The sequence below is a fragment of the Streptomyces sp. NPDC050211 genome (assembly GCF_040656035.1).
Classification (GTDB): Bacteria; Actinomycetota; Actinomycetes; order Streptomycetales; family Streptomycetaceae; genus Streptomyces.
Map to the genome: position 1 here is coordinate 202,165 of NZ_JBFALC010000005.1, position 25,834 is coordinate 227,998.

Annotated in this window: 20 protein-coding genes and 1 pseudogene; 8 read left to right on the forward strand and 13 right to left on the reverse strand. The window is 70.9% G+C overall.

Features of this window, described 5'->3' with window-relative positions:
- Positions 1-5: 5 nt before the first annotated feature.
- On the forward strand, positions 6-746 hold the full coding sequence (locus tag AB0I98_RS08100; RefSeq protein ID WP_362936994.1) for a sirohydrochlorin chelatase: 741 nt from the start codon (positions 6-8) through the stop codon (positions 744-746).
- A gap of 52 nt (positions 747-798) precedes the next feature.
- On the forward strand, positions 799-1,665 hold the full coding sequence (locus AB0I98_RS08105) for a transglutaminase-like domain-containing protein (protein WP_362936997.1): 867 nt from the start codon (positions 799-801) through the stop codon (positions 1,663-1,665).
- Here the strand turns inward: AB0I98_RS08105 and AB0I98_RS08110 are convergent.
- Together AB0I98_RS08110 and AB0I98_RS08115 are read right to left on the reverse strand one after the other, a co-directional pair.
- Positions 1,646-2,020 (reverse strand): DUF4440 domain-containing protein, encoded by a 375-nt coding sequence (locus tag AB0I98_RS08110; protein ID WP_362937000.1) that lies wholly within the window; start codon positions 2,018-2,020, stop codon positions 1,646-1,648. The two genes, AB0I98_RS08105 and AB0I98_RS08110, sit on opposite strands and share 20 nt — an antisense overlap.
- Entirely contained in the window at positions 2,013-2,561 is a 549-nt protein-coding gene (locus AB0I98_RS08115) for a DUF1697 domain-containing protein (protein ID WP_362937163.1), read from the reverse strand. The genes AB0I98_RS08110 and AB0I98_RS08115 overlap by 8 nt, the downstream gene beginning before the upstream one ends.
- Positions 2,562-2,780: 219 nt before the next feature.
- Between AB0I98_RS08115 and AB0I98_RS08120 the strand changes: the two genes are divergently transcribed.
- Entirely contained in the window at positions 2,781-5,036 is a 2,256-nt protein-coding gene (locus AB0I98_RS08120) for an MMPL family transporter (RefSeq protein ID WP_362937003.1), read from the forward strand.
- 58 nt (positions 5,037-5,094) lie between these two features.
- Here the strand turns inward: AB0I98_RS08120 and mgt are convergent.
- From mgt to AB0I98_RS08140, 4 genes and pseudogenes are all read right to left on the reverse strand, one after another.
- Positions 5,095-6,331 (reverse strand): annotated as a pseudogene (mgt, locus tag AB0I98_RS08125) (macrolide-inactivating glycosyltransferase).
- Between the two features lie 16 nt (positions 6,332-6,347).
- Positions 6,348-7,652, reverse strand: coding sequence for a sugar ABC transporter substrate-binding protein (locus AB0I98_RS08130; RefSeq protein WP_362937006.1), 1,305 nt, complete (start codon positions 7,650-7,652; stop codon positions 6,348-6,350).
- The gene (locus tag AB0I98_RS08135; protein WP_362937009.1) at positions 7,652-8,485 is read right to left on the reverse strand and encodes a carbohydrate ABC transporter permease; all 834 of its coding nucleotides are present in this window, start codon (positions 8,483-8,485) and stop codon (positions 7,652-7,654) included. Before AB0I98_RS08135 ends, AB0I98_RS08130 begins: the two co-directional genes overlap by 1 nt.
- Positions 8,482-9,405, reverse strand: coding sequence for a sugar ABC transporter permease (locus AB0I98_RS08140; RefSeq protein ID WP_362937166.1), 924 nt, complete (start codon positions 9,403-9,405; stop codon positions 8,482-8,484). Before AB0I98_RS08140 ends, AB0I98_RS08135 begins: the two co-directional genes overlap by 4 nt.
- 199 nt (positions 9,406-9,604) lie before the next feature.
- Here AB0I98_RS08140 and AB0I98_RS08145 point away from each other — a divergent pair, with 199 nt between their 5' ends.
- Positions 9,605-10,468 carry an aminoglycoside phosphotransferase family protein gene (locus tag AB0I98_RS08145; protein ID WP_362937012.1) on the forward strand — a complete coding sequence of 288 codons (864 nt, stop codon included), beginning with the start codon at positions 9,605-9,607 and terminating at the stop codon, positions 10,466-10,468.
- A gap of 170 nt (positions 10,469-10,638) precedes the next feature.
- Here the strand turns inward: AB0I98_RS08145 and AB0I98_RS08150 are convergent, their stop codons facing one another.
- The 4 genes from AB0I98_RS08150 to AB0I98_RS08165 form a co-directional block, all read right to left on the reverse strand.
- Positions 10,639-11,361, reverse strand: a complete 723-nt coding sequence (locus AB0I98_RS08150) for a 3'-5' exonuclease (RefSeq protein WP_362937015.1) — start codon at positions 11,359-11,361, stop codon at positions 10,639-10,641.
- 104 nt (positions 11,362-11,465) lie between these two features.
- Positions 11,466-12,704, reverse strand: coding sequence for an SAV2148 family HEPN domain-containing protein (locus AB0I98_RS08155; RefSeq protein WP_362937169.1), 1,239 nt, complete (start codon positions 12,702-12,704; stop codon positions 11,466-11,468).
- Positions 12,705-12,806: 102 nt separating this feature from the next.
- Positions 12,807-14,129, reverse strand: coding sequence for a copper amine oxidase (locus AB0I98_RS08160; RefSeq protein ID WP_362937018.1), 1,323 nt, complete (start codon positions 14,127-14,129; stop codon positions 12,807-12,809).
- A 55-nt stretch (positions 14,130-14,184) separates the two neighbouring features.
- Positions 14,185-14,997 (reverse strand): Tat pathway signal sequence domain protein, encoded by an 813-nt coding sequence (locus AB0I98_RS08165; protein WP_362937021.1) that lies wholly within the window; start codon positions 14,995-14,997, stop codon positions 14,185-14,187.
- A gap of 184 nt (positions 14,998-15,181) precedes the next feature.
- Between AB0I98_RS08165 and glgX the strand changes: the two genes are divergently transcribed.
- From glgX to AB0I98_RS08180, 3 genes are all read left to right on the forward strand, one after another.
- The gene (glgX, locus tag AB0I98_RS08170) at positions 15,182-17,299 is read left to right on the forward strand and encodes a glycogen debranching protein GlgX (RefSeq protein ID WP_362937024.1); all 2,118 of its coding nucleotides are present in this window, start codon (positions 15,182-15,184) and stop codon (positions 17,297-17,299) included.
- Between the two features lie 64 nt (positions 17,300-17,363).
- Positions 17,364-19,712 (forward strand): malto-oligosyltrehalose synthase, encoded by a 2,349-nt coding sequence (gene treY / locus AB0I98_RS08175; protein ID WP_362937027.1) that lies wholly within the window; start codon positions 17,364-17,366, stop codon positions 19,710-19,712.
- A gap of 377 nt (positions 19,713-20,089) precedes the next feature.
- A complete protein-coding gene (locus AB0I98_RS08180; protein ID WP_362937030.1) occupies positions 20,090-21,340 on the forward strand; it encodes a M14 family zinc carboxypeptidase in 1,251 nt (416 codons plus the stop codon).
- A gap of 92 nt (positions 21,341-21,432) precedes the next feature.
- Here AB0I98_RS08180 and AB0I98_RS08185 read toward each other — a convergent pair whose 3' ends face one another.
- The 3 genes from AB0I98_RS08185 to AB0I98_RS08195 form a co-directional block, all read right to left on the reverse strand.
- A complete protein-coding gene (locus tag AB0I98_RS08185; protein WP_362937033.1) occupies positions 21,433-21,852 on the reverse strand; it encodes an SSI family serine proteinase inhibitor in 420 nt (139 codons plus the stop codon).
- Entirely contained in the window at positions 21,849-23,219 is a 1,371-nt protein-coding gene (locus AB0I98_RS08190; protein ID WP_362937035.1) for a M14 family zinc carboxypeptidase, read from the reverse strand. Before AB0I98_RS08190 ends, AB0I98_RS08185 begins: the two co-directional genes overlap by 4 nt.
- A gap of 128 nt (positions 23,220-23,347) precedes the next feature.
- A complete protein-coding gene (locus tag AB0I98_RS08195; RefSeq protein ID WP_362937038.1) occupies positions 23,348-23,899 on the reverse strand; it encodes a DUF1707 and FHA domain-containing protein in 552 nt (183 codons plus the stop codon).
- A gap of 175 nt (positions 23,900-24,074) precedes the next feature.
- Here AB0I98_RS08195 and treZ point away from each other — a divergent pair, with 175 nt between their 5' ends.
- Positions 24,075-25,820, forward strand: coding sequence for a malto-oligosyltrehalose trehalohydrolase (treZ, locus tag AB0I98_RS08200; RefSeq protein ID WP_362937041.1), 1,746 nt, complete (start codon positions 24,075-24,077; stop codon positions 25,818-25,820).
- Positions 25,821-25,834: the final 14 nt, after the last annotated feature.

Consider the following 25,834-nt stretch of genomic DNA (forward strand, 5'->3'; position numbering starts at 1 on the left):
GTCCCATGAACAAGAAGCCGGTCCTTCTCGTCATCGCCCACGGCAGCCGCGACCCGCGGCACGCCGCGACCGTCCATGCCCTGGTGCGCCGGGTACGGTCGCGGCGGCCGGGGCTGCGCGTGGAGACCGGCTTCCTGGACTTCAACGTCCCGTCCGTACAGGGCGTGCTGGAGTCCCTGGCGGCGGAGGGCGTCCAGGACGTCGTAGCCCTGCCGCTGCTGCTGACCCGCGCCTTCCACGCGAAGGCCGACATCCCCGCCGTACTGCGAGACGCCCCGCCGCGGCTGCGGATCCGCCAGGCGGAGGTGCTGGGCCCGTCCCCGCTGCTCCTCCAGGCCCTTGAACGGCGGTTGTACGAGGCGGGACTGACGCCCGCCGACAAGTCCTCGACCGGGGTCGTGCTGGCCTCGGCGGGGTCCACCGACCCGGAGGCGATCGCGGTGATCGCCGACATCGCGCGGGAGTGGTGGCACACCGGTTGGTGCGCCGTGCGACCCGCGTTCGCCTCCGCGGCCCTGCCCCGCACCGAGGACGCGGTGCGGGAGCTCAGGTCCCTGGGCTGCTCGAAGATCGCCGTCGCCCCGTACGTCCTGGCCCCCGGCTTCCTGCCGGACCGCATCGCCCGCGGCGCGGCCGAGGCGGACGTACTGGCCGATGTGCTGGGCCCGGCACCGGAGGTGGCGCGGGTACTGCTGGAGCGCTACGACGCGGCACGCACGCCGATGCTGACGGCGGTCGGCGCCTGACGGACCCGACGGGGGTTGACTTTGCCCCTGGGGCAGAGCCAAGTGTCCGGGCATGGACATCCACCTGAAGCAGACGGTGTACAGCGACCCGGGTGACCTCGACACGAGCGGGCTGCCGCGTGATCCCGGTGAACTCGCCCGCGTCGTACGGGATCTGATCATCCATCGGGGCGAGGGAGAGCAGTTCGGATACGTCGTCCCCGAGCGGCGGCTGCACGACGATGCCGAGGCGCGGTACGTCACCGAACTCCTGCAGATTCTGCGTGAGCGCGGGGACACGCCGCTGACCGAGCCCCGGGAGCCGGCGCGACGGTTCGTGGGGACGTGCCGGGACTTCGCGTTGCTGCACTGCTCGCTGCTGCGGGCGACAGGGACGGCGGCGCGGATCCGGTGCGGCTTCGCCACGTACTTCGACGAGGGCTTCCACTCCGACCACTGGGTCACCGAGTACCGCCTTCCGGACGGGAGTTGGCGGCTGGCCGACCCGCAGGTCCACCACGAGCACGACGTTCCCTTCGACCCCCTCGACGTGCCCCGCGATCAGTTCGTGGTGGCCGCGGACGCCTGGCGGGCGTGTCGCGAGGGGCGGGCGGACCCGCAGGGCTTCGGTCTGATCGACCTCAATGGGATCGAGGGGCTGTCGTACACGGGTCTGTGGTTCGTACGGGCCAACGTCCGCCGCGATCTGGCCGCGCTGAACGGCGTGGAACTCCTCCCCTGGGACAGCTGGGGCCCCGAGATCGAGAACGACGCGCTGCTCACCGATGAGGACCTCGCGCTGACCGACGCGGTGGCCGCGGCCCGGTCGGAGGAGGAACTGCGCCGGCTGTACGCGAGCCCGCCGCTGACGGTGCCGGACGAGATCACCTCGTACACCACCTACAACGGCGTACGGAAGGTCACTCTGCGTCGGAGGTGAACGGCGTGGCCTGGTGGAAGTAGAGGAGCCAGCCCCTGTGGGTGAGCCGCCACAGGGAACTGCGGTGTGCGCGGCGGCCGTTGTTGTCCGTGTCGAAGGTGAGGTGGACGAGGTCGGGCGCGAGCTGGACGCCCTTCATACGAGAGGTGCCGATCGGCCGGGCACCGGGCTCGGTCGTCGCGGCCAGCGAGGCGATGATCGAGGCCCGGTCCCAGACCCGGCCGGAAGCGCCGATCTCATGGAAGTCGGGGTGCAGCAGCGCCCCGAGCAGCTCGGGCGAGCGGCGGACCTCGGGGGTGAGCAGCCTCAACTCGCCCTCGATGGCTGCCTTCACGGCGGAATCGTCCTCAGTCACCGGTCATTTCCACGAGCTTGACGACCGTGTTCCAGTTGCGGGACGTGGCGATCACGCCCTTGTTCAGCCGGGGCTTGGAGAGGTGCTCGGCGAGCTTGGAGCGGCCCAGGCCGTTCGGCGCGTACAGGTACAGCGCGCGGTCGCCGAGGCGGAACTCCTCGGGAAGGTATGCGGCCTGGTCGATCTCGGCGAAGCGGTCGGGGTCGACCGGCGCGGAGAAGTAGATGACGTGCAGTTGCTTGGCCTCGAGGTCGGCGGCCGGGAACGGACAGGCCTCGGCGATCGCCTTCAGATAGGCGTGGTCGCGCACGATCACGTCGACGCCGAAGCCGAAGTGCTTCTCGATCGCCCGTGTCAGCTCCGCGGCGAGGGATTCCGCGTCGCCGTGGCCGCTGGAGAACACGGCCTGGCCGCTCTGCAGATAGGTGCGTACGCCGTCGTGGCCGAGGCCCTCCATGAGCGTGCGCAGCTCGGCCATCGGGACCTTCCTGCTGCCGCCCACGTTGATTCCGCGCAGCAGCGCCGCATACATCGTCATCAGCCCAGCTTATGCGCACCCTGGTCCCCGCCCCCGAGGACTCCGAGTAGATGTAAGGGACCACGGTCCTCCCCAGTGGTGAGACCTCGGTACCCGAAGGGATGACTCGCGGCCAGGGCACCTCACCGGGCAGCACGACGAGATGGCTTTATCCGGCCCATACCTTCGAAACTAAAGGTGACGGCAGGGGGCCGGCACCGTTGACGAGGGGGCAAGCCCGTCATGGGGAACGGAGATATACGGGTGCGGGGCATCGCCGCCCGGGCCGGCGGCTGGAGCGCCCGGCACCGATGGGCTGCCGTCGGTATCTGGGTGCTGTTCGTCGTCCTGGCGATGGGGCTCGGGTCGGCCGCGGGCCGGGTCGACGTCAAGGACAGCGATCAGCTCAAGGGCGAGACACACACCGCCGCCAGGATCATCGAGGACGCCGGGATCGACGAGCCGGCCGGTGAGACCGTCCTGATCCAGTCGAAGGACGGCGGCGTCAAGGCCACGGACGCCGACTTCCGGGCCGCGGTCGAGTCCGTGGTCAAGGCGGTCGAGGGGACCGGTGAGGTCACGGACGTGACGTCGCCGTACGAGAGCGACACGATCTCGAAGGACGGCCGCAGCGCGCTCGTGCAGTTCGACATCCGCGGGGACGCGGAGACCGCGGGCGAGCGGGTCGAGCCGGTCCTCAAGGCCGTCGAGGACGTGCAGAAGGACCATGGGGCGCTGCGGATCGAGGAGATCGGCTCCGCCAGCATGATGAAGACGTTCGACGACGCGTTCGGGGACGACTTCCAGAAGGCCGAGTTCTCGGCGGTGCCGGTGGCCCTCGGCATTCTGCTGATCGCCTTCGGCGCGCTGGTCGCGGCGCTGCTGCCGGTGCTGCTGGCGATCACCGCGATCATGGCGACGATGGGTCTGATGGGCATCGTCAGCCATGTGATGCCGATGAGTGAGACCGCGAACTCCGTGATGCTGCTGGTCGGTCTGGCCGTCGGCGTCGACTACTGCCTGTTCTATCTGCGCCGCGAGCGCGAGGAGCGGGAGGCCGGCCGGGATGCGCAGACCGCTCTGCGGATCGCCGCCGCCACCAGTGGGCGCGCGATCATCGTCTCGGGTGTCACGGTGTGCGTGGCGATGGCGGGCATGCTGTTCACCGGGCTCGCCGAGTTCGAGGCGATGGGCCTGGCCTCGCTGATGGTCGTGGCCGTCGCCATGGTCGGCTCCGTGACCGTCCTGCCCGCGCTCCTTTCGCTGCTCGGCGGGCGGGTGGAGAAGGGGCGGATTCTGTTCCTGCGCCGCCGTCAGCGCAAGGGTGGCGGCTCGGACAGCCGGTTCTGGACCGCCGTCCTCAAGGGCGTGCTCGCGAAGCCCCTCGCCTCCGTCGTCGTGGCGGCCGGCGTGCTGCTGGCGATCGCGGCTCCGGCGGTGGGCATGAAGACGCAGAACCTCACGCTGGACCAGGAGTTCGGCGACTCGCTGCCGATCGTGCAGACGTACAACCGCGTCAACGACGCCTTCCCCGGCGGCTCCGAGCCGGCCGAGGTGGTCGTCAAGGCCGACGACATCAACGCTCCCCAGGTGCAGGCCGCGCTCACGGACTTCCGTGAGCAGGCGATCAGTTCGGGTGCCTCGCGCGGCCCGGTGGACATCAAGCTGCACGACGCGCAGAACGTCGCCTTCGTCTACGTCCCGCTGGTCGGCGGCTCCGACCTGGACAAAGCGGGCGCGAGCCTGGACAAGCTGCGCGACGAGGTACGGCCGGCCACGCTCGGCAAGGTCGACGGCGTCGACGCGCCGATCACCGGGCAGGTCGCCGGCTCGAAGGACTTCAACGACCAGCTGGCCGGAGCGGTCGTCCCGGTCTTCGCGTTCGTCGTGGTCTTCGCCTTCCTGCTGATGCTGCTGTGCTTCCGCTCGCTGACCATCGCGATCACCTCGATCGTGCTGAACCTGCTGTCGGTGGGAGCGGCGTACGGCATCCTCGTCGCCGTCTTCCAGCACGGCTGGGGCGCGTCCCTGGTGGGCGCGGAGGGCGTCGGCGCCATCATCACCTGGCTGCCGCTGTTCCTCTTCGTGATCCTGTTCGGCCTGTCGATGGACTACCACGTGTTCGTGGTCTCGCGGATCCGCGAGGCGCGACTGCGCGGCCGGACGACGAAGGACGCGATCGCCCACGGTGTGGTCACCACGGCCGGTGTCGTCACCAGCGCCGCGGTCATCATGGTCGCCGTGTTCGCGATCTTCGGAACGCTGTCGATGCAGTCCATGAAGCAGATGGGCGTGGGCCTCGCGGCCGCGGTGCTCATCGACGCGACGATCATCCGGGGCGTGCTGCTCCCGGCGGTGATGGCGCTGCTGGGCGAGCGCAACTGGTATCTGCCGAAGTGGCTGAACCGGATGCCGGACCTCACGCACGACGAGGCGCCCAAGGCCGTGACGCGGGAAACGCAGTCGCGGGACGACGAGGGTGAGCCGGTGAGGGTCTGACCTCACCCCCGAACGGAGGGCCCGTTGGCTACAGGGGAGCCAACGGGCCCTCTCCTGCTCACACCTTCCGGGGCAGTTCCGCCTCGATGAGGTCCGCCGCCCGCTGCGTGCCGCCCTCCTGGGCCATCTCGGCCCGGAGGCCCCGCAGCCGCCGGGCGACCTCGGGATCGTCGACGAGCGCGAGGGCGGCGGTGCGCAGCGCCTCGGCGGTCGCCTCCTCCATCGGAAGGTGACGGGCCACACCGAGCGCCTGGAGCATGTCCGCGTTGCCGAACTGGTCCACCATCTGCGGTACGGCGATCATCGGCGTGGCCGTCGCCATTCCCTCCTGGCTGCCGCCCGCCCCGGCGTGCGTGACGAACAGATCGGCCTGCTTGAGGACCGCCAACTGCGGGATCCAGGACCGTACTTCGACGTTGTCCGGTACGGCACCCAGCTCGGCGGGGTCCACGTGCCTGCCGATCTGCAGGACCAGGTGCCAGCCCGGCAGCTCGCCGAACGCCTTGACGCACTCGCGGTAGAACCCGGGCTGCTTGGTGAAGGACGATCCCAGCGACACCAGGGCCACCTTCTGGGCGCCGGCCGGCCGCTGCCAGTCGCCCTCGTGCGAGCGGTCGCCCTGGCAGGCGCCGACGAAGGTGTACACGCTCTCGTCGACCCGGTCGGCGTTGGGCTGGAGGGCCTTCGGGATGAGGACCAGGGAGCGGGCGGGGCGGCCGACGAAGGGGTCGGGGTGCTGGGTGATCCCGTTCTCCCGCAGCCAGTTGTGGAACTTGGCGTAGTAGGCACGCCCGCGATCGGTCTTCTTCGGCTCCTCCCACATGGGCTCGGCGACCTCCTGCTCATAGCCCTCCCAGGCGACCATGGTCGGGGAGAGCGAGATCGCGGGCACGCCCCAGCGGTGGGCCAGGACGCGGGCCGGGTAGGCGGTGATGTCCTGGAGCACGAGGTCCGGCTCGTCGCCCTCGTACGCGGCGATCAACTGGGGCAGCGCCTGGATCGCGTCGTCGAGGAACGGCTCGACATGGTCCAGCAGGGTGCTCCCCCACTCCTCCGGGTCGTCGTCGGGCGAGGGCAGCGTCGAGTTCCACGGCTTGGGCTCGGCGCCGGTCTCGGCGACCTTCTCCGCGAACACCGGAGGGATCGCGTACGTCACCCGGTGCCCGCGCGCGACGAGCTCGCGGATCACTTCGAGGCTGGGGTTCACGTGGCCGTGGGCGGCGATGGAGAACATGGCGATGTGGGCGGGGGCGGTCATGCGAGCGACAGTATTCGAGACGAGACGTCTCGTGCAAACGGAATGGTGGGCCGTCAGCGTTGGTAGCGCGCCAGCACCAGATTGCCGTCCTCCTCCAGGCGTCTGCGCAGGTCGTCGATGTCGATCGCCCCGCTGTAGTACTCCTGGAACGCCGGGGTGGCCACCTTGTCCTTCCACTCGGGATAGCCGCGGACGGACTGCGCGGGTGCCGAGCGCAGCTGGGCGGCGAGGGCGGTGCCGGTGACCCAGTCGTGCTCGGCGGTGTGCAGGGCGGGGTCTTTCAGTGCCTGTGTGCCGGTGGGGAGCATCCAGTCGCCCAGGGCCAGCCGGACCATGTTCTCCGGCCGGAGCAGGAAGTCGATGAACTCGGCGGCCTCCTTCTTGTGCGGGCTGTCCTCGGCGATGGACAGCGTCTGCGGGCTGACTCCCTGGGCGAGCCCGTCGGCTCCGGCGGGGGCGGGCAGCACCTGCCAGTCGAAGCCCTTGGGAGCCTGCTGCACGATCTGCTGGCGGTACGAGAAGCCGAGCGGGACCATCGCGTACTTCCCGCCGAAGAAGCCCGGCAGGGTGTCCGAGCCGCCACTGCCGAGGGTGGTGGGCGAGGCGCTGCGGTCGGTGTTGACCTGGTCGTGGATGGTGTCCGGCACCACCTGGTCGGCCGCCCCGAAGCGGATGGCGACCTTGCCGTCCTGGTTCCGGTGGAACAGCTGTCCTCCGGTGGACAGGGACAGGTTGAGCGTGGCGGAGACGGGTTCCTTGAGCGGCCAGGCCACGCCGTACTTCCCCTCTCCGCTCAGCTCCTCGGTGACCTGCCGGAACTCGGTCCAGCTCCAGGGCTTTTCGGGCGTGGGGATCCGCACGCCGGACTGCCGCAGCCAGGTGGCGTTGGCGATGAGCACGCGAGGCTCCTGGAGGAACGGCACGCCGTAGATCCCGTCCCCGAAGGTCGTCGTGCGCCAACTGCGCTGCGGGATGTCGGACTTCAGCCGCTGCGGCAGCAGGTCCGTGAGGTCGGCCAGATAGCCGCCGTACGCGAAGTCCGCGAGGTCGTCCGAGGCGTCGTGGATGATGTCCGGCGCCTCACCGCCCTCGAAGGAGGTGAGCAGCTGGTCGTGGACGCTGTCCCAACTCCCCTGCACGTACTCGACTTTGACCTCGGGATGGGACACGTTCCACTGCGCCACCAGCTCCTTGTTGGCGACGACGGATTCCTCCTGCCAGGCGAGGGACTGGAAGCGCAGCGTGATACGGCCGTCCTGGGCCACGTCGTCGTTGGTGCAGCCGGTCAGCAGCATGGTGAGGGCCAGCGCCAGGGCCGGGATCCATCGGGGCCGCAGACCGCGCCAGATGATGCGCATCAGCTCTTCACCGCCCCGGCGAGCATGCCGCCCGTGATCCGTCGCTGGATGATCGCGAAGACGACCAGCGAGGGCAGGGTGGCGAGGAACGCGGCGGCGGCGAGCGGGCCGAGGTCGGCGACGCCCTCCGCCCCGATGAAGTGGGTGAGCACGACCGGCAGCGTCTGTTTCTCCGGTGTCTTGAGCAGCACCAGCGCGAAGAAGAACTCGTTCCACGCGGTGATGAACGCGAACAGCGCCGTCGCCACGATCCCCGGTGCGAGCAGCGGCGCGACCACCGAGACAAGGGTGCGCAGCCGCCCGGCACCGTCGACGGCCGCCGCCTCCTCCAACTCGGCCGGCACCGCGCGTACGTACCCCACGAGCATCCACAGCGCGAACGGCAGTGCCCACACCACGTACACCATGACCAGTCCGGGCACGGAGTTGATCAGCCGCAGGTTCTTCAGCACCAGGAACAGCGGGATGATCACCAGCACCAGCGGGAACGCCTGGCTGACGACCACCCAGCCGGTCGCGGCCCTCGCGAGCCGGGTGCGGTGCCGGGCCATGACGTACGCCATCGGTGTCGCGATCAGTACGGCGATCACCGCGGCCCCGAGCGCCGCGACGAGGGAGTTGAACGCGGCGTGCAGCAGCGGCTGTTCGTCGAAGGCCTGGTGGAAGTTGGCCAGGGTGGGGTTCTCCGGGATCCAGGTGGGGTGCAGGCTGCCCAGCTCGCGTGGCGGTTTGAACGCGGTGGAGATCAGCCAGAGGAAGGGAAAGGCGAGGAAGACGAGATACCCGAGCAGCGCCACGTACTGGCCCGCGCGGGCCGCCTGGCTGGTCCTCATGTGTCCTGTCCTCCCCTCAGACGGCCGGCGAGGAAGACGGCGAGGAGCACCGAGATCACCGCGACCATCACGCATCCCATCGCCGCCGCATAGCCGAACTGCCCGTAGCGGAAGGCCTCTTCGTAGGCGAACAGCATGGGCAGGCGGGTGCGGCCGCCGGGTCCGCCGCTGGTCAGCACATAGACCAGGGCGAACGAATTGAAGTTCCAAATAAAGTTGAGGGCGGTGATCGCCAGCGCGACCGGTCTGAGGGCGGGCCAGGTGACCGTACGGAACCGGCGCCAGGCGCCCGCGCCGTCCATGGCGGCCGCCTCGTGGAGTTCGCGCGGGGTGTTCTGCAGCCCGGCGAGCAGGGCGACGGTCGTCTGCGGCATGCCCGCCCAGACGCCGACGACGATCACCGCGGGCAGGGCGGTCGCCAGGCCGCTGAGCCAGTCCCGGCCGTCGCCGAGGCCGAGGTCGCGCAGGGTCTCGTTGAGGATGCCCGCGTCCGGGTTGTAGACGAGCCGCCACATCACGCCGACGACCACCTCGGGCATCGCCCACGGGATGATGGCCAGCGCACGGGCCAGCCATCTCAGGCGCAGCTCCTGGTTGAGCAGCAGGGCGAGACCGAGGGCGAGCAGGAACTGCGGCACGGTCACGCCGACGGCCCAGACCAACCCGATCCGGAACGACTCCCAGAACAGCGTGTCGTGCAGCAGATCCCGGAAGTTGAGCGTGCCGATCCACTCCGTGGGCTCGGTGCGGCCCGACTGGGCGTCGGTGAACGCCAGCAGGATCCCGTACAGCAGCGGTCCGACGCTCAGCAGCAGGATCGGGATCAGGGCGGGTAACACCAGGAACCAGGCGCCGTGGTCGGCGGCAGGGCGTTTCCGGCCGGTGCTCGGCGCGCGTTTCGCGGCGTCCTCCCCTCGCACCTCGGTCACCAATGTCACGGAATCAGCCCCTTTGCGCGGCTCGGACGGGCCCCGTCATGGTCGTGAAGGCGGTCGGTGTCGTCAAGACACCGCGCGCCCGGCGCGACCTGTGCGAATGCGACACTGACCGGCGGATGGCGGGAAGGTGACGCCCTACGCGGACGCACAGGGATCACTCAGGATCACTCGGAGGTGGACGATGGACGAGGCACGGGCGCGGGACGTGCTGGCCGCGGCAGGGGTGCTGCCGGGGCCGGTACGGGATGCGCGGTTGCTCGCCCTGGGTGAGAACGCCGTGTTCGCCGCCGGTGACCTGGTCGTCAAGGTGGGCCGCGACGCCGAACTGCTGGACCGTGCCCGGAGGGAGTTGGACATCGCGCTGTGGCTCGAGGCGGCGGGTGTGCCGGCGGTGCGTGCGGCCGAGCCGAAGGCACTCCTGGTCGAGGGGCATCCGGTGACCGTGTGGCATCGGATGCCCGATCCCGTACGGCCCGCGGAGCCACGGGATTTGGCCGAACTGCTACGGGTCGTCCACGCACTGCCCTCCCCCTCCTTCGAACTGCCGCCCCGCGATCTGCTGGGCGGTGTGGAACGCTGGCTGCGGCTTGCGGGTGACGCGATCTCTCCGGCCGACGCGGACTATCTGCGTGAGCGGCGGGACGGATTCGCGACGGCCGCGGCTGCCCTGGTTCCTCATCTGGCGCCCGGGCCGATCCATGGCGACGCGCTGCCCCGCAATGTGCATGTCGGGCCGGACGGGCCGGTGTTGGTCGATCTGGAGACGTTCTCGGCGGATCTGCGTGAGCACGATCTGGTGGTCATGGCGCTCTCCCGCGACCGTTACGGGCTTCCTGCGGCGGCGTATGACTCCTTCACCGACGCGTATGGCTGGGATGTGCGGGAGTGGGACGGGTGTTCTGTGCTGCGCGGTGCCCGGGAGACCGCCAGTTGCGCGTGGGTCGCGCAGCATGCGCCGAGCAATCCTGCTGCGTTGACCGAGTTTCAGCGACGGGTGGGGTCTTTGCGGGACGGGGATGAGACGGTGCGGTGGTTTTCGTTCTGAGGGGCGTTGCGGTGACCGGTGCTGACTTCGTACCCGGCGCTGGTGCGGGGCGGGGGCGTCGCGCAGCCCGGCGCTGACGGGTGCCGCCCGCGCCCACCCGTGCCGCCCCAGGCGGCACGACTGCCCGCGGCTTGGGCATACTGCCCCCGGCTGTCATCCGCGACGAGACGTCAGACCGGCTCGTCCGCCGGTTCCCGTAGGGGCCATGTTCCGTCGATCACCGCGTCCGCCTCGCCCTTGCTGCGCAGGAAGTTTTGGAAGTCGGCGGCTCTTTCGGCGTACCACTCGATTTGGCGGCGGTGGAGTTCGGCGGGGCCGAGGGAGGCGATCTTGGGGTGGCGGGTGGCTATGGCGCAGGCCAGTTCCGCTGCGGCGAGGGCGTCGGAGGTGGCGTCGTGGGCGGAGTCGAGGGCGACGCCGTATTCGGCGCAGACCGCTTCGAGGTTGCGCTTGCCGCGGCGGTAGCGGTCGACGGACCGGTCGATGGTGTACGGGTCGATGACCGGGGCGGGGTCGACGCCGCCCAGGCGGTCACGCAGCGACGGAAGGCCGTGCCGCCGTAGCTCCGCCGCCAGCAGGGTCAGGTCGAAGGCCGCGTTGTAGGCGACGACCGGGACGCCCGTCTTCCAGTACGTCGCCAGGACGTCCGCGATGGCGTCGGCGACTTGGTCGGCCGGCCTGCCCTCGGCGGTGGCGCGCTCATTGCTGATGCCGTGTACCGCCACCGCGTCCGCCGGGATCTCCACCCCGGGATCGGCCAGCCACTCCCGGCGCCCTATGGGCTGCCCGGCCCTGACCTCGATCACGGCCCCCGTGACGATCCGCGCCTTGCGCGGGTCCGTGCCCGTCGTCTCCAGGTCGAAGCCGATCAGCAGCTCTCGGTGCCAGCCCATGCCTGGCCCCCCTTCTCGGTGGTGCTTTCCCCCAGTGGTCTCCACCTTCCCATGAGCCACTGACAATCAGAGGACCGCATTCCGCTTACCCGGCGGGGGACTTGTCAGGACACCGGCCGCGAATCGGCCCAAGCCTGCTCGAACTCCTCGCGGTACGTCGGAAACAGCCCGCTCTCATCGACTTCGCCCGGCTTGACCACCTTGCTGCCGTTGCGCAGCACTAGCACCGGCGCCTCCATGCCCCGCGCCCGCCGCAGATAGGACTGCACGACGGCGATCCCGTCCGAGCCGTCGCCGTCGACGAGGTAGGCGGTGAAGCGCGGCGTCTCGTCGTAGACCTGGATCTCGAAGGCGCCCGGGTCGCGCAGCCTGGACCGCACCCGCCGCATGTGCAGGATGTTCATCTCGACCGCGCGGCTCAACTCCCCGCGTTTGATGCCCAGTTCGCGTTCGCGGCGCTTGACCGCGCTGGAGGCCGGGTTGAGGAACAGCAGCCGTACCCGGCAGCCCGACTCGGCCAGCCGGACCAGCCGTCGTCCGGAGAAGTTCTGCACGAGCAGGTTGAGGCCGATACCGATGGCGTCGAGCCGACGGGCGCCGCCGAAGATGTCCTCGGCGGGGAACTGCCGCAGCAGCCGCACCCGGTCGGGGTGCACGGCGACCACGTCCGCGTACCGTTCGCCGACGAGGTCCTCGACCGCGTCGACGGGCAGCCGGCGCGCGGACGGTACGTCGCCGCCCGTGCCGAGGATGTCGAGGAGGCGGGCGGAGGCCCGCTCGGCCTGATTGAGGACCGCTTCCGAGAGGGCCCGGTTGCGGGAGACGACATTCCGCGTGACTTCCAGCTCGTCCAGGGCGAGCTCGACGTCCCGGCGCTCGTCGAAATAGGGCTCGAAGCAGGGCCAGTGCTGCACCATCAGCTCGCGCAGCTGCGGCAGGGTGAGGAAGCTGAGCACGTTGTCGTCGGCCGGGTCGAGCAAGTAGCCCTTGCGGCGGCTGACTTCGCGTACCGCGACCGCGCGCTGCACCCACTCCTGCCCGGCGGGTCCGGCCGCGGCGACCACCCATTCGTCGCCGTGGACGGGTTCGTAGATGGGACGCAGAACAGCGGCCACGACCGCGCGCAGCCGCTGTTCGACGAGATTCAGCCAGATGTAGGCCCGGCCGGCTCGCTGGGCGCGCGTACGTACCTCGCGCCAGGCGTCGGCGTCCCAGTCCAGCTCCGGTCCAATGGAACCCGTGTCCATCGGACGGGCCAAGGACACCGTGCCGGGCGGGACGTCTGCGGAGTTCCCCTCGTGACCCTCGTCACCAGGGGGCAACTCCAGCCCTCCCGAGCCCACCCGCGCACCGCCTTCCGCTCCCCCGAGCACTCCCCGTGTCAACGATCAAGGAAGGGTACTCCGGTAGCGGCCCGAGGTGCAGCCGGATGGACGGACCGTTTCTCAACTACCGTCCATGGGATTGCCGTTCTGATCGGCCAGCTCAGCCGGAGTGAGCGGATTCATGGCGGTGACATCGCGCGGGGCGATGGAGAATCCCTGCCAGTGGACCGGCATGGGCTGCTGGTCCTCGTCCCGGGCTATGTGGTGGAAGCCCACATTGACCCAGGCCACGGGGTGCGTGAGGGTCTGTCCGCCTACCCACTTGTCGACGGACTTGGGGTGGGAGCCCGCACAGCCCGGATTGTTGCTGGCGAAGAGCTCGCACTTGTTGTACTGGGTGAAGTACATGTCGTGCTTGGTGAAACTGCGGCCCGGGTACTTGGTGCTCGGGCCGGGGACGAACTCGTACGAGCGCGCGTGGCCGTCCTTGTTCTTGCCGGTCGCGCTGACCATCCGCCACCAGCGATAGCCCTTGGCGTCGCCCGCGAGTTCCTTGGTGACCTTGGTGCTGGTGGTCTTGGTCGTCGGGGCGAACTGCTGGCCGCGGGGCGGGGAGACGGTCGAGTCGTACTGCTCGACCCGGTTCTTGGTGGAGCCGTCGAGGGCGAAGTCGAGCCGCCAGAAGGCGTTGTGGCTGTGGCTGGTGGCCTTGGCCTTGGGACCCTTGCCGATGGGCCAGCCGCGTCCGTCACCCGCGTCGTAGTCGACCGGGGAGAGGCTGCCGGTGGCGCCGACGTTCATGTTGATCGTGCCGTCGTCCTGGAAACGCCATTCGGTCATGTACTCGTACCAGCCGACCTGGTTGACCGTGTAGACGAGCAGGTCCTTGCCCTGGGCCTGGTAGACCTTGTTCGCGGTGTCGCCCTGCATCCGATAGGCGTGGCCCCGCGCGCGGGTGGTGGTGCACAGGCCCTTGACGTTCGGGTTCTCGCCCTCGTGCGGGTCCGGGATCTTGACGGTCTTGATGGTGCCGCCGGGGCACTCGCCGGGCGCCAGGGGCATCAGGTCCTTGGCGAAGTCCTGGCCCGTCAGGTCGTCGTACTCCGCGCCTCCGTCGTCGTACGGGACGTGGATCTGGCCGAGCCGGCCGCTGTTCAGGACCTTGATCGGCTTGGCCTCGCCCTTGGGCTGGTAGGAGACGTCGTCCAGGACGAGACCGGCCTTGCTGTGGTAGTGCCAGCACATCCGCCAGGTCGTACCGCCGGCGAGCTTCTGCTCGATGCGGTAGGCGGCGCTGCAGTCGGCGGCGGCCGCGGCGGCGGTCTTCGGCTGGGCGGCGGCCGGTCCGGTCCCGGTCGTCAGACCGGTGGCCAGCGCGGCCACGGCGACACCGAGGGCCGCCGTCCGGCGGTGGGCACGGCTGATTCTGTTGTGCACGCGCATGAAGAAGTGACTCCCTGCAGGAGGTGCGGGTTGGAAAAGTGGACGGAGGTCCGGCTCAGCCGTCGAGGTCGGCGACCTTGCGGGTACTCAGGTCGATCACCAGGGACATGGTGTCGATCCACGACCCGTTCTTGACCTTGGTGAACAGCCGTACGCAGCGGTGCTCGCCGCACTTGTCCAGTACGGCGGGCTGGGCGCCCGGCGTGGCCCGGTAGATGCCTCCGCTCAGCCGCAGCTGGTCCGGTGAGGTGAGTTCCTTGCCGGTCGCGTCCTTGTAGTCCGCCTTGAGGTCCGCGCCCAGCGGGTCGGCGATCAGCAGGCTCGCCGCCTCGATGCTCTCGGCGCGGCTGGGCGGCGGCTGGACGCCCTGCCGGTTGGTGGTCTCCACGACCTTGCCGGTGTCGAGGTCGACGGTCCTGGTGACGAGGGTGTCGTCCCGGTAGTCGTAGAACGTCACGTCGGCACGCCGGGGCCCGTCCGCGCCGGCGCCGGAGTCGGCCTCCGGCTCGGCCAGGTCGATGCTCACGCGCTGCGGGCCGCGTTCACCCTCGACGTCCTCGCTGGCGTTGAACAACTGCCGGTTGACCGCGAGCTGTTCGGCCCGCTTCATCTCGTCGTCGGTCAGCGGGTCATTGCCCTTGCCCTTCTCGCCCTCGGCCGGTGCCTCCTCGACGACACCGGGTGCGACGGCCTCGCCCTGCCCCGGTACCGCCTGCTGTCCGGCCCCGCCGGCCTTCTGCCGGCCATCCGATTCGTCGGCCCCCGCCGACCCCGGCAGGGTGACGGCGACCATCACGGCGGTCGAAGCCACCGCGATGGCGGCCCCGGCCACCACCTTGCCGAGATGACGGTGCACTGCACTGCGCACGTTGTTGCCCCCTACTCCCCCAACAACCCTGGGAGTACCTGTTGCCCCACTGGTTCGGCATACCGTGTGTATGCACTGGTCGTGAGGTAAGAGGGACGTAAGTCATAGGAGGTTCCCTCACTTTCGGGGAGACTCGGGGCCAAGGCGCCCCCAGCGGCGAGGCACACCTGAAAGAGTCGTATCCATGCAGGTCTGGCCTGGAGAGGCGTATCCACTCGGTGCCACGTACGACGGCGCCGGGACCAACTTCGCGGTCTTCACGGAGGCCGCGGACCGAGTAGAGCTGTGTCTGCTGCACGACGACGGCTCGGAGACGGCGGTGGAACTGCGGGAGAGCGACGCGTTCGTGCGGCACGCGTACCTGCCCGGCGTCATGCCGGGCCAGCGGTACGGCTTCCGGGCGCACGGCCCGTACGCCCCCGAGCGCGGCCTGCGCTGCAACTCCGCGAAGCTGTTGCTCGACCCGTACGCGCGCGCGATCAGCGGTTCCATCGAGTGGGGCGAGGAGGTGTACGGCTATCACTTCGGCGCGCCCGACGGGCGCAACGACCTCGACTCCGCCCCGCACACGATGACGTCGGTCGTGGTCAACCCGTACTTCGACTGGGGCGACGACCGGCGCCCGCGCACCGAGTACCACCACACGGTCATCTACGAGGCGCATGTCAAGGGCCTCACGATGCGGCACCCGGGGCTGCCGGAGGAGCTGCGCGGCACCTACGCGGCCCTGGCGCATCCGGCGATCATCGAGCACCTCACCGAGCTGGGCGTCACCGCGCTGGAGCTGATGCCGGTCCACCAGTTCGTGAACGACCACCGGCTGGTGGACATGGGCCTGAACAACTACTGGGGCTACAACACCATCGGTTTCTTCGCCCCGCACAACGCGTACGCCTCCTGGGGCGACCGCGGCCAGCAGGTCCTGGAGTTCAAGTCGGCGGTGCGGGCGCTGCACGAGGCCGGTATCGAGGTCATCCTGGACGTGGTCTACAACCACACGGCCGAGGGCAACCATCTGGGCCCCACGCTGTCCTTCCGGGGCCTGGACAATCCGCAGTACTACCGGCTGGCGAGCGACCCGCGCTACTACATGGACACCACGGGCACCGGCAACTCCCTGCTGATGCGGTCCCCGCACGTCCTTCAGCTGATCATGGACTCGCTGCGCTACTGGGTCACCGAGATGCATGTCGACGGCTTCCGCTTCGACCTCGCGGCGACGCTGGCCCGGCAGTTCCACGAGGTGGACCGGCTGTCGTCGTTCTTCGACCTGGTCCAGCAGGACCCGGTGGTCTCGCAGGTGAAGCTGATCGCCGAGCCGTGGGACGTGGGCGAGGGCGGCTACCAGGTGGGCAACTTCCCGCCGCTGTGGACCGAGTGGAACGGCAAGTACCGCGACACGGTACGGGACGTGTGGCGGGGCGAACCGCGCACGCTGGCGGAGTTCGCCTCCCGGCTCACGGGCTCCTCGGACCTGTACCAGGACGACGGCCGGCGTCCGCTCGCCTCGATCAACTTCGTGACCTGTCACGACGGGTTCACGATGCACGACCTGGTGTCGTACAACGACAAGCACAACCATGCCAACGGCGAGGACAACCGGGACGGCGAGAGCCACAACCGGTCGTGGAACTGCGGGGCCGAGGGCGAGACCGACGATCCAGCCGTGCTGGAGCTGCGGCAGCGGCAGATGCGCAACTTCATCGCGACGTTGATGCTGTCCCAGGGTGTGCCGATGATCAGCCACGGGGATGAGTTCGCGCGCACGCAGGGCGGCAACAACAACGCCTACTGCCAGGACAACGAGCTGGCCTGGGTGCCCTGGCCCGAGAATCCCGAGGACGGCGGTGAGCTGCTCGCGTTCACGCGCGCGATGGTGTGGCTGCGCAAGGACCATCCGGTCTTCCGCAGGCGCCGCTTCTTCCACGGCCGGCCCGTGGAGGGCACCCACGACGAGCTGTCGGACATCGCCTGGTTCACCCCCGAGGGCAAGGAGATGGTCCAGCGGGACTGGGACTCGGCGCAGGCGTCGGCGCTGACGGCGTTCCTCAACGGGAACGCGATCTCGGAGCCCGGCTCGCGCGGCGAGCGCATCAGCGACGACTCGTTCCTGCTGATGTTCAACGCCTCGCACAAGTCACTGGACTTCGTGGTGCCGGTCAATCACGGCCGCCAGTGGGAGGTGGTCGTCGACACCGCCCGCGCGGACGGCGTCCCGCCGGGCACGGGAGCGAAGGTGCAGGCCGGGGACCGGCTGACGCTGGTGGACCGGAGCATGACGGTGTTGCAGCGGCCCGTCTAGGAGGACGGACTCGTCCAGGGGAGTCGATGACACGAAAGGGTGCAGGGCGGGTACGTAGGTTTCCATGACACCTGAGCGTCCTGACCCGGTGGTGCCGACGGCCACCTACCGGCTGCAGCTGCAGCCCGACTTTCCGTTCGAGGCCGCCGCGAGGGCCGTGCCGTACCTGGCGTCGCTCGGCGTCTCGCATCTGCATCTGTCCCCCGTCCTGGAGGCCGTCCCGGGCTCCGCGCACGGCTACGACGTCGTGGACCACGCGCGCGTGCGCGGCGAGCTGGGCGGCGAGGAGGGGCTGCGCCTGCTGGCGCGCACCGCGCGGGAGCACGGTCTCGGTCTGATCGCCGACATCGTCCCCAACCACATGGCGATGGCCCCGCGCCACAACCGCGCCCTGTGGGAGGTGCTCCGGGAGGGCCCCAAGTCGCCGTACGCGCGCTGGTTCGACATCGACTGGGAGGCGCAGGGCGGCCGGCTGCTGCTGCCGGTGCTCGGGCATCGCGTCGGCGCGGAGATGGACGCCCTGGCGGTCGACGGCGACGTCCTGCGCTACTACGACCATGTGTTCCCGTTGCGTGAGGGCACCGAGGAGCTGCCGCTGCCGCGGCTCCTGGACGCGCAGTGGTATCGCCCGGTGTGGTGGCGGCTGGCCCGTACGGAGCTGAACTACCGGCGGTTCTTCAGCATCTCGGAGCTCATCGGGGTGCGGGTGGAGGACCCGGAGGTCTTCGAGGCCACGCACGCCAAGATCCTGCAGCTGCTGCACGAGGGCGTGTTCGACGGGCTGCGGATCGACCACCCCGACGGACTCGCCGACCCGGACGCGTATCTGCGGCGCCTCCACGAGGCCACCGGCGGCCGCTGGACGGTGGTGGAGAAGATCCTGTCGGACGGTGAGCACCTGCCGGCCTCCTGGCCGGTCGCGGGCACCACTGGGTACGACGCCCTGCGGCACGTGGACGGCCTCTTCACGGATCCGGCGGGGTGCGGGGAACTCCTCGGCCAGTACCGGCGTTTCGCGGCCCCGCAGACCGACCGTGGCGGGCAGTGGGAGGCGACCGTACGGCGGGCGGCGTACAAGGTGCTCACGCATGAGCTGGCCACCGAGGTCGAGCGGCTGACCCGGGTCGCGAGCCGTCTGTGCGACACGTCGCCGGACCCCGCGCTGCGCGACCGGGCACCCTGGGCGCTGCGCACCGCCCTGCAAGAACTCCTGGTCCGTCTGGAGGTCTACCGGCCGTACGAGTCCGGGGACGCCGCCGCGGTCGTCACCGAGGAGGCCGCGGCCGAGTCCCGGCAGGCCTTCGTCGTCCCCGAGGAGGCCGGTGCCGTCGACGTCGTACGCGACCTGGTACTCGGGCGGGCCGGTGACGGGCCCGGCCACGCGGAGTTCCGGGCCCGGTTCGCCCAGACCGCGTCCGCGCTGCGCGCCAAGTCCGTGGAGGACACCGCGTTCTACCGCTATGTGCCGCTGCTGTCGGCCACCGAGGTGGGCGGCAACCCGGGCAGCCCGGCGGTCTCTCCGGAGGACTTTCACGCGTACTGCGCGCGCGTGCAGCGCGACTGGCCGGCGACCGGGACGGTCGCCTCGACGCACGACACCAAACGCAGCGCCGACGTACGGGCCGCGCTGGCCGTGCTCACCGAGTCTCCGCAGCGCTGGGCGGACGTCCTGGCCGAGGTGACCCGCACCGGCGAGGGCGTCCCGGACGCGCAGATGGCGTGGGCGGCCTGGCAGACCGTGTTCGGGCTCGGCGCGGCGGACGCGGACCGGGTGCAGGGGGCGCTGCTGAAGCATGTGCGCGAGGCCGGGCTGTACACGAGCTGGACGGAACAGGAGCCTCCGTACGAGGACGCGGTGGCCGCGTTCGTCGCGGCGGGGCCGTGCGGGGCCCCTGGCGGACACGTGACCGAGTTCCGCGCCACCCTGGAGCCCCACATCCGGGCGAACGTGCTGGGCACCGCCCTGGTCCAGCTGACGATGCCGGGCGTGCCCGATCTCTACCAGGGCACGGAGGGCGAGTACCGGGCGCTGGTGGACCCGGACAACCGGCGGCCCGTGTCCTTCCCTCCGGAGGATCCCGGCGACAAGGGCGCGGTGACCGCGGCGGCCCTGCGGCTGCGCAGGCGACGCGCCGACGTCTTCGGTGACTCGGCGACGTACGCGCCGCTGGCCGCGGAGGGTCCGGGCGCCGCGCACTGTGTGGCGTTCGTGCGGTCGGGCGAGGTGGTGACCGTCGTGACACGGCTGTCCCTGCGGCTCGCCGAGGCGGGCGGCTGGCACGACACGCTGCTGCCGCTGCCGCCGGGGCGGTGGGCCGATGTGCTGGCTCCGGAACGGGAGTTCACCGGGCACGCGCGCGTGGACGAGCTGTTTGAGCGGCTGCCGGTGGCGCTGCTGGAGCGGGTGGGCTAGCGCATCGGCGAGCGATGGACGAGTCGCTCCATCAGGGGCGCGCGTGTCCGGTCGTCCACGCCGTGGTGCACGCCGTATGAGCGGGGAGCTGGTCGTCCGTGCCCGGCGCACGGATGGTTGCCGTGCCCAAGCGGCCACCGTGCCCGCCCAGCGGCAGTCCCATACACCCATTCGGGTGATTTCGAGGTGAGCGCGGAGAGCGCCGGGACCATGCATCGGCGGCGTACGGGACCCGGCAACCCTGCTGGCACCAACGGCCGTTCCGGGTGCCGGTAAATGCATCTGGGCGCCCCCTGGAGCCTCCCCCGCCACCGCCTTGACACTGCACGGCGACCGTGGGGTACTGCGGATTGCGAAGCCGGGCGGATGTGACGGGGGTGAGTCTCCTGCCGGAGCTGCGCTACCCCACCGTTTCCGAACTTGTCTCCTCCGCCCGGACGTTGGCCGCTCACCGGCCCGGTCTCTGTGCCCTCAGACAAGTGGGGGTCTCCCGCGCGGGCAGACCCCTCCACCTGCTGTCGATGGGCCACGCCCGCCGCGCCGTCCTGGTCGTCGCCGGCGCCCACGCCAATGAACCGACCGGGGGCTCGACGACCCTCGCCCTCGCGGAACGGGTGCTGCACGAGCGGCAGTTGCGGGCCGACACCTCCTGGCACTTCCTGCTGTGCGCCGACCCCGACGGGGCGAGCCTGCATGTGACCCCGGCGCCGCGCAGCCTCCACGACTACCACCGCGGCTTCTTCCGGCCCGCCGCACCCGAGCAGCCGGAATGGGCGCCGTCCGCACTGCCGCCGGACCGGCTGCCGCCGGAGACCCGCGCCCTGACCCGCGTCATCGACGAGCTGCGCCCCTTCCTCCAGGTGACCCTGCACGGCACCGACCTGGGCGGCAGCTGGGTGCAGCTGACGAAGGACATCCCCGGTCTCGCCGAGCCGTTCGCCAAGTCCGCGGCGGAGCTGCACATCCCGGTGGAGACCGGCGCCTCCGACGCCGCGGGCTGGCCCGCCTCCGGACCCGGCGTGCATGTGATGCCCGGCCCCGGCGCGGGCGCCGCGTACCCGAGCATGCCGGACGACGCGCGGCACAGCACCTGGTACCACGTGCACCGGTACGGCGGCCTGACCGCGGTCGTCGAGGTGCCGATGTGGGCGAGCGACCTGGTGGACGACCCGGCGCCGCATCCGGCGCCGGCGGCCGAGATACGGCGGCTGGCGGAGCGGCTGCTGCGCGACTCGCTGGAAGTGGAGCGGGTGCTCACCGAGGCGCTGCCGCGGCTCACCGACGTCGACGGGCCCCTGCTGCGCGCGGCCAGATGGGCGCTGGAGCTGGTTCCGGGGCTGGCCGAGGACTGGATGCGGACACAGCCCGCCGACGATTCCATGGCGTACGTCGGCAGCGTGGACGCGTTCGCGCGCCGGCTGCCGTTGCGGGCGGCGGCCATGCTGATGCGGGTCCTGCAAGAGAACGGCGACCGTGCGGCGCCCCGGCTGGAGCGCCTCGTCGCGACCTGGAGCGACGCGTTCGCGGAACGCTTCCGCGCCCGCTGGGTGCCGCTGGAGCACCAGGTGGAGCACCAGTCCCGCACGGTCGTCGCGGCGGTACGGCACGCACGCGACCGGGCGGCGTGACGCACCGAGTGACTCGCTGAGCGTTCACGCGCGCGTGCCGGTGATTCCGCTGATTCCGTCACGCGCGCGTACCGGCCGGGCCCGCCCGACGGTCAGGTGGGACGCGCGAACACCGATCCCGTGGACGCCGCCATCACGCACCGGTTCGAGAACGTCTTCGTGTACGTGACCGGCCGTCCGTTCCACTCCCCGCGCGCGTGTACGGTAACCGGCGCGTAGATCATCGTGCAGAAGGTGTCCTTCTGCACGATGCCGTCGATGTCGCCGCCCGCGGCCTCCAGTTCCGCGCAGGCCTCGGCCGCGCGCGCGGGCCCCTGGGGCGGGTCGCACAGGAGCAGTTTGCCGGGCGTCTCGCCGGCCCGGGCGTCGCCCTGGGTGACGGTGAGGTAGAGCCAGTTGTCCGGGGGAGCCTGCCGGGGCGCCGCCTGCGCCGGGGTCGCGGAGGCGACGAGGAGGGCGACCGCCGCGAGCAGGCCGCCCCGTACCGCTTTCGCTGTGGTGAAGTACGTCATTCCCGATGCATCGGCACGGCGGCCTGTGAGCCCCACCCCGACTCACCCGAACGGGAGGGCACCGGCCCGTGCCGTCCGGCCAGTTCGAAGGCGGCGAGCACCACCCGAGCCTGGTACTCCACCTGGCGGGCGACCGGGATCCAGCGAGCCCCGCAGCCGTCGCGGTAGTCCGCGCACCACGCGTCGACCAACCGGTCCAGTTCCGGCAGCACCCCGGCCGGGTCTCCGCCCGCGCCCGCGACGAGCTGGTGCAGCAGTCCCGCCGTGCGCAGCGCGAGCCGGCGTCCGGCGATGCGCAGGGTGGCCAGGTGGGCGGTGCTGAGCGGGGGCAGCGGGCGCGCGCCGCCAGGGCCCTCGATGTCCGGGTCCCATGCGTCGGCGAGGCCGGGGCAGACCAGTAAATAGTCGTCGACCGGGGCGAGCAGGCGCGCCGCGTCCGGTGCGCCCGCGTGGTGGAGCCGGATCCGCGCCAGCAGCCGCTGCAGGGCCTCGGTGTCGTGGCGCAGCGTGTGGCTGACGGTCCGCAGCACTCCGGCCGGGTCGGCGGGCTCGGTGGCGTCCTCCACGGCGGCCACGCTCCACATGGGCGCCTCGACGACCGCGGTCACGGTGCCGTACGGGTGCGGGTGGAACCACGTCGACTCGACGGCGGCCTCGGTGATGGCGGCGGCCAGGTCGCCCCGCCGCGGCGGCGGTATCCGGTAGACGGCGGGTCCCAGGCCGGGCCAGTACAGGGTGTCGTACGGGCCGAGTTCGCGCGGTATGCCGAGGCGGGCCGCGGTGTGCGCGACGCGTCCGGCGAGGCCGGGGAGGTCGCGGGTGAGTTCGACGAAGCCGCCGCCCACGTCGACGCCGTGCAGGGAGCACTGGAGGAACGGCCGCAGTTCGTCCTGGAGGTCGAGCAGGGCGCGGGTCTCCGGCAGTACGGCGGCTGCCGCGCCGTCGGGCAGCCATTCGGGCTGCTCGAGGAAGCCGGGCCGAAAGAAGTGCCGGAAGTAGTGGCCCAGGGTGTACGGGCCGTGCAGCCAGCCCTCGTTGCGGCGCAGGCCGTCGGGGTCGAGGCAGAGCAGCAGGTTCCAGGTGGCGTCGGCTCCTTCGGTGAGCCGGGGGTCGGCGAGCGCCCGCTCGGCGAGGCGCAGGGCGGTGGCGCCGCCCACGGGTTCGTTGGCGTGCGGGCCGGCGACGACGAGGGCCTGGCGGCTGCCGTGGCCGACGGACAGCAGCCACAGGGGTGTGCCCGCGCGGGAGCTTCCGACACGGCGCAGCCGGGCGTCCCGGGGATGCCGGGCGACAAGCGTCGCCGCCCGGGCGTGCAGCTCGTCGACGGTCGGATAGCGGAGGAGTGGCGGCAGGGCACACCTCCACAATGTGGTGCCGTCGGTTCACCTGGTGTGCATGGTGTACGCACAGTCAGTCACGAGATGACGGGTACGTCAACACTGTGAGAGGCAAAGGCATTTCGGCCACCGGGGCGCGATCCCGACCGGGGCCGGACTCAGTTCGAGGCGAGCCGGAACGACATCCGCCCGAAGCCGACCTGATCCCCGTCACGGACGACGGCGGCACCGATGACACGTCGCCCGTTGACCGTCGTCCCGTTGGTCGAGCCGAGGTCCCGCAGGACCCACATGCCGCCCTGCCGGCTGAGTTCGGCGTGCACCCGGGACACCGTCTCGTGGGTCAGCCGGAGCCCGTTGGCGGGGTCGCGCCCTATGCGCAGCGCATGGCTGCTCCCCGGGTGGGGCAGCAGCAGCTTGGGCAGCCGCTCCGCCTGCCAGGCCCTGCGCAGCCGTACCGTGAAGCCGGAGACGGCCTCGACGGTGCCGAACACCAGCCGCGACAGCCGGCTCTGAGTGGGCAGGTCGGCGGTGAGGAGCGCGAGGTCCTCGGACCGGCGGGCGGTCAGGGCCAGCTCCATGCGCCGGATGAATGTGTCGTGCGACAGGCGGCCCATGGCGACGCCGTCCCGGAGCACCTTCAGCGCCCTGTCGCGCTCCGCGTCGGAGAGCCGCGCGGGGTACGTGTTGAACTCGAAAAACGGCGTCACGCTCGTGATTGTCGGGCAGTGAACGCCGGGTGTCCAGAAAAGGTGAGAACAGCCGCCACGCGCGCGTACTTCCGACGACACCCGCCGCAAAGGGGAAGATTCAAAAGCGGATTGATCTCGTTTGAAGCACCATGGACGGGCTACATCACGGTGAGCAGACGAAGGGGAACCGTCCGTGCAGTTCGAGGTGTGGGCACCGCAGGCAGACCGTGTGACGCTCCAGTGCGAGGGCGCCACGCGCGCGTTGGAGCGCGATCCTGAGCGAGCGGGCTGGTGGAAGGGGGAGGCTGATGCGGACGACGGCTCGCGGTACGGGTTCGCGCTGGACGACGGCCCCGTGCTGCCCGACCCGTGCTCGCGCCGGCAACCGGACGGCCCGGACGGGCTGAGCGCGGTCGTCGACCACGAGCGGTACACGTGGCGCAGTGAGTGGGCCGGGCGACCGCTGCCCGGCGCGGTCCTGTACGAGCTGCATGTGGGCACGTACACCCGCGAGGGCACCCTGGACGCGGCCGCCGAGCGGCTCGGGCATCTCGTCGAACTGGGCGTCACGCACGTCGAGTTGATGCCGGTGTGCCCGTTTCCCGGGCGGCACGGCTGGGGGTACGAGGGGGTGTCGCTGTGGGCGGTGCACGAGCCGTACGGCGGCCCCGAGGCGCTGAAACGGTTCGTCGACCGGGCGCACGAACTGGGCCTGGGCGTGGTCCTCGACGTGGTGCACAACCACCTGGGTCCGTCCGGGAACTACCTGCCTCAGTTCGGCCCGTACTTCACCGACACGCACCACACGCCCTGGGGTTCCGCCGTCAACCTGGACGCGCCCGGTTCGGACGAGGTGCGCGCGTATCTGCTGGGCAGCTCGCTGGCGTGGCTGCGGGACTACCGGATCGACGGGCTGCGCCTGGACGCGGTGCACGCGCTGGCCGACACGCGCGCGTGCCACTTCCTGGAGGAGCTGTCGACGGCCGTGGACGCGCTGACCACCGACCTGGGCCGGCCGCTCTTCCTCGTCGCCGAGGCCGATCTGAACGACCCCCGGCTGGTCACCCCGCGCCAGGAGGGCGGCCTGGGCGTGCACGCGCAGTGGAACGACGACTTCCACCACGCCCTGCACACGGCGCTCACCGGCGAGTCCCAGGGCTACTACGCCGACTTCGCGCGTGCCCCGTTCGCGGCGCTCGCCAAGACGCTCACGGGCGGCTACTTCCACGACGGCACGTACTCGAGCTTCCGGGGCCGGTCCCACGGCCGGCCCCTGGACCGTACGCGCGTGGCCGCGCACCGGCTCCTCGGCTACGCCCAGACCCACGACCAGGTGGGCAACCGCGCCCTGGGAGACCGGCTTTCGGCGTCCCTCTCCCCTGGGCTGCTGGCCTGCGCGGCGACACTGACGCTGACCGCGCCGTTCACGCCCATGCTGTTCATGGGCGAGGAGTGGGCCGCGGGCACGCCCTGGCAGTTCTTCACCGACCACACCGACCCCGAGCTCGCCGAGTCCGTACGGCGGGGCAGACGGCGGGAGTTCGCCGCACACGGGTGGGCCGAGGAGGACGTGCCCGACCCGCAGGACCCGGCGACCCGCGACCGTTCCTGCCTCGACTGGTCCGAGCCGGAGAACGAGCCCCACGCGCGCGTGCTGGCCTGGTACCGCCGCCTCATCGCCCTGCGCCACGAGCAGGCCGACCTCACCGACCCCGACATCGCCGACACCAAGGTGGCCTACGACGAGGTGGGGCGCTGGCTCGCCTTCCGGCGCGGGGACGTCCGCGTGGCCGTCAACCTCGCCAAGGAGCCGGCGGCGATCCCCCTGGGCCCGCGTCCGGCGCAGGTGCTCGCCGCGTGGGAGCCGGTCGAAGCGCCGGGCGCGGACGGGATGCTGCATCTGCCCGGGGAGTCGTGCGTGGTGCTGTTGCAGGACTGAGCGGTGGTCCCGTG

Coding starts and splice junctions, on each gene's coding strand:
- AB0I98_RS08105 (WP_362936997.1), top strand. CDS start 799: ATGGACATCCACCTGAAGCAGACGGTGTACAGCGACCCGGGTGACCTC.
- glgX (WP_362937024.1), top strand. CDS start 15,182: ATGCAGGTCTGGCCTGGAGAGGCGTATCCACTCGGTGCCACGTACGAC.
- AB0I98_RS08120 (WP_362937003.1), top strand. CDS start 2,781: ATGGGGAACGGAGATATACGGGTGCGGGGCATCGCCGCCCGGGCCGGC.
- AB0I98_RS08130 (WP_362937006.1), bottom strand. CDS start 7,652: ATGCGCATCATCTGGCGCGGTCTGCGGCCCCGATGGATCCCGGCCCTG.
- AB0I98_RS08185 (WP_362937033.1), bottom strand. CDS start 21,852: ATGACGTACTTCACCACAGCGAAAGCGGTACGGGGCGGCCTGCTCGCG.
- AB0I98_RS08135 (WP_362937009.1), bottom strand. CDS start 8,485: ATGAGGACCAGCCAGGCGGCCCGCGCGGGCCAGTACGTGGCGCTGCTC.
- AB0I98_RS08145 (WP_362937012.1), top strand. CDS start 9,605: ATGGACGAGGCACGGGCGCGGGACGTGCTGGCCGCGGCAGGGGTGCTG.
- AB0I98_RS08100 (WP_362936994.1), top strand. CDS start 6: ATGAACAAGAAGCCGGTCCTTCTCGTCATCGCCCACGGCAGCCGCGAC.
- treY (WP_362937027.1), top strand. CDS start 17,364: ATGACACCTGAGCGTCCTGACCCGGTGGTGCCGACGGCCACCTACCGG.
- AB0I98_RS08160 (WP_362937018.1), bottom strand. CDS start 14,129: ATGCGCGTGCACAACAGAATCAGCCGTGCCCACCGCCGGACGGCGGCC.
- AB0I98_RS08150 (WP_362937015.1), bottom strand. CDS start 11,361: ATGGGCTGGCACCGAGAGCTGCTGATCGGCTTCGACCTGGAGACGACG.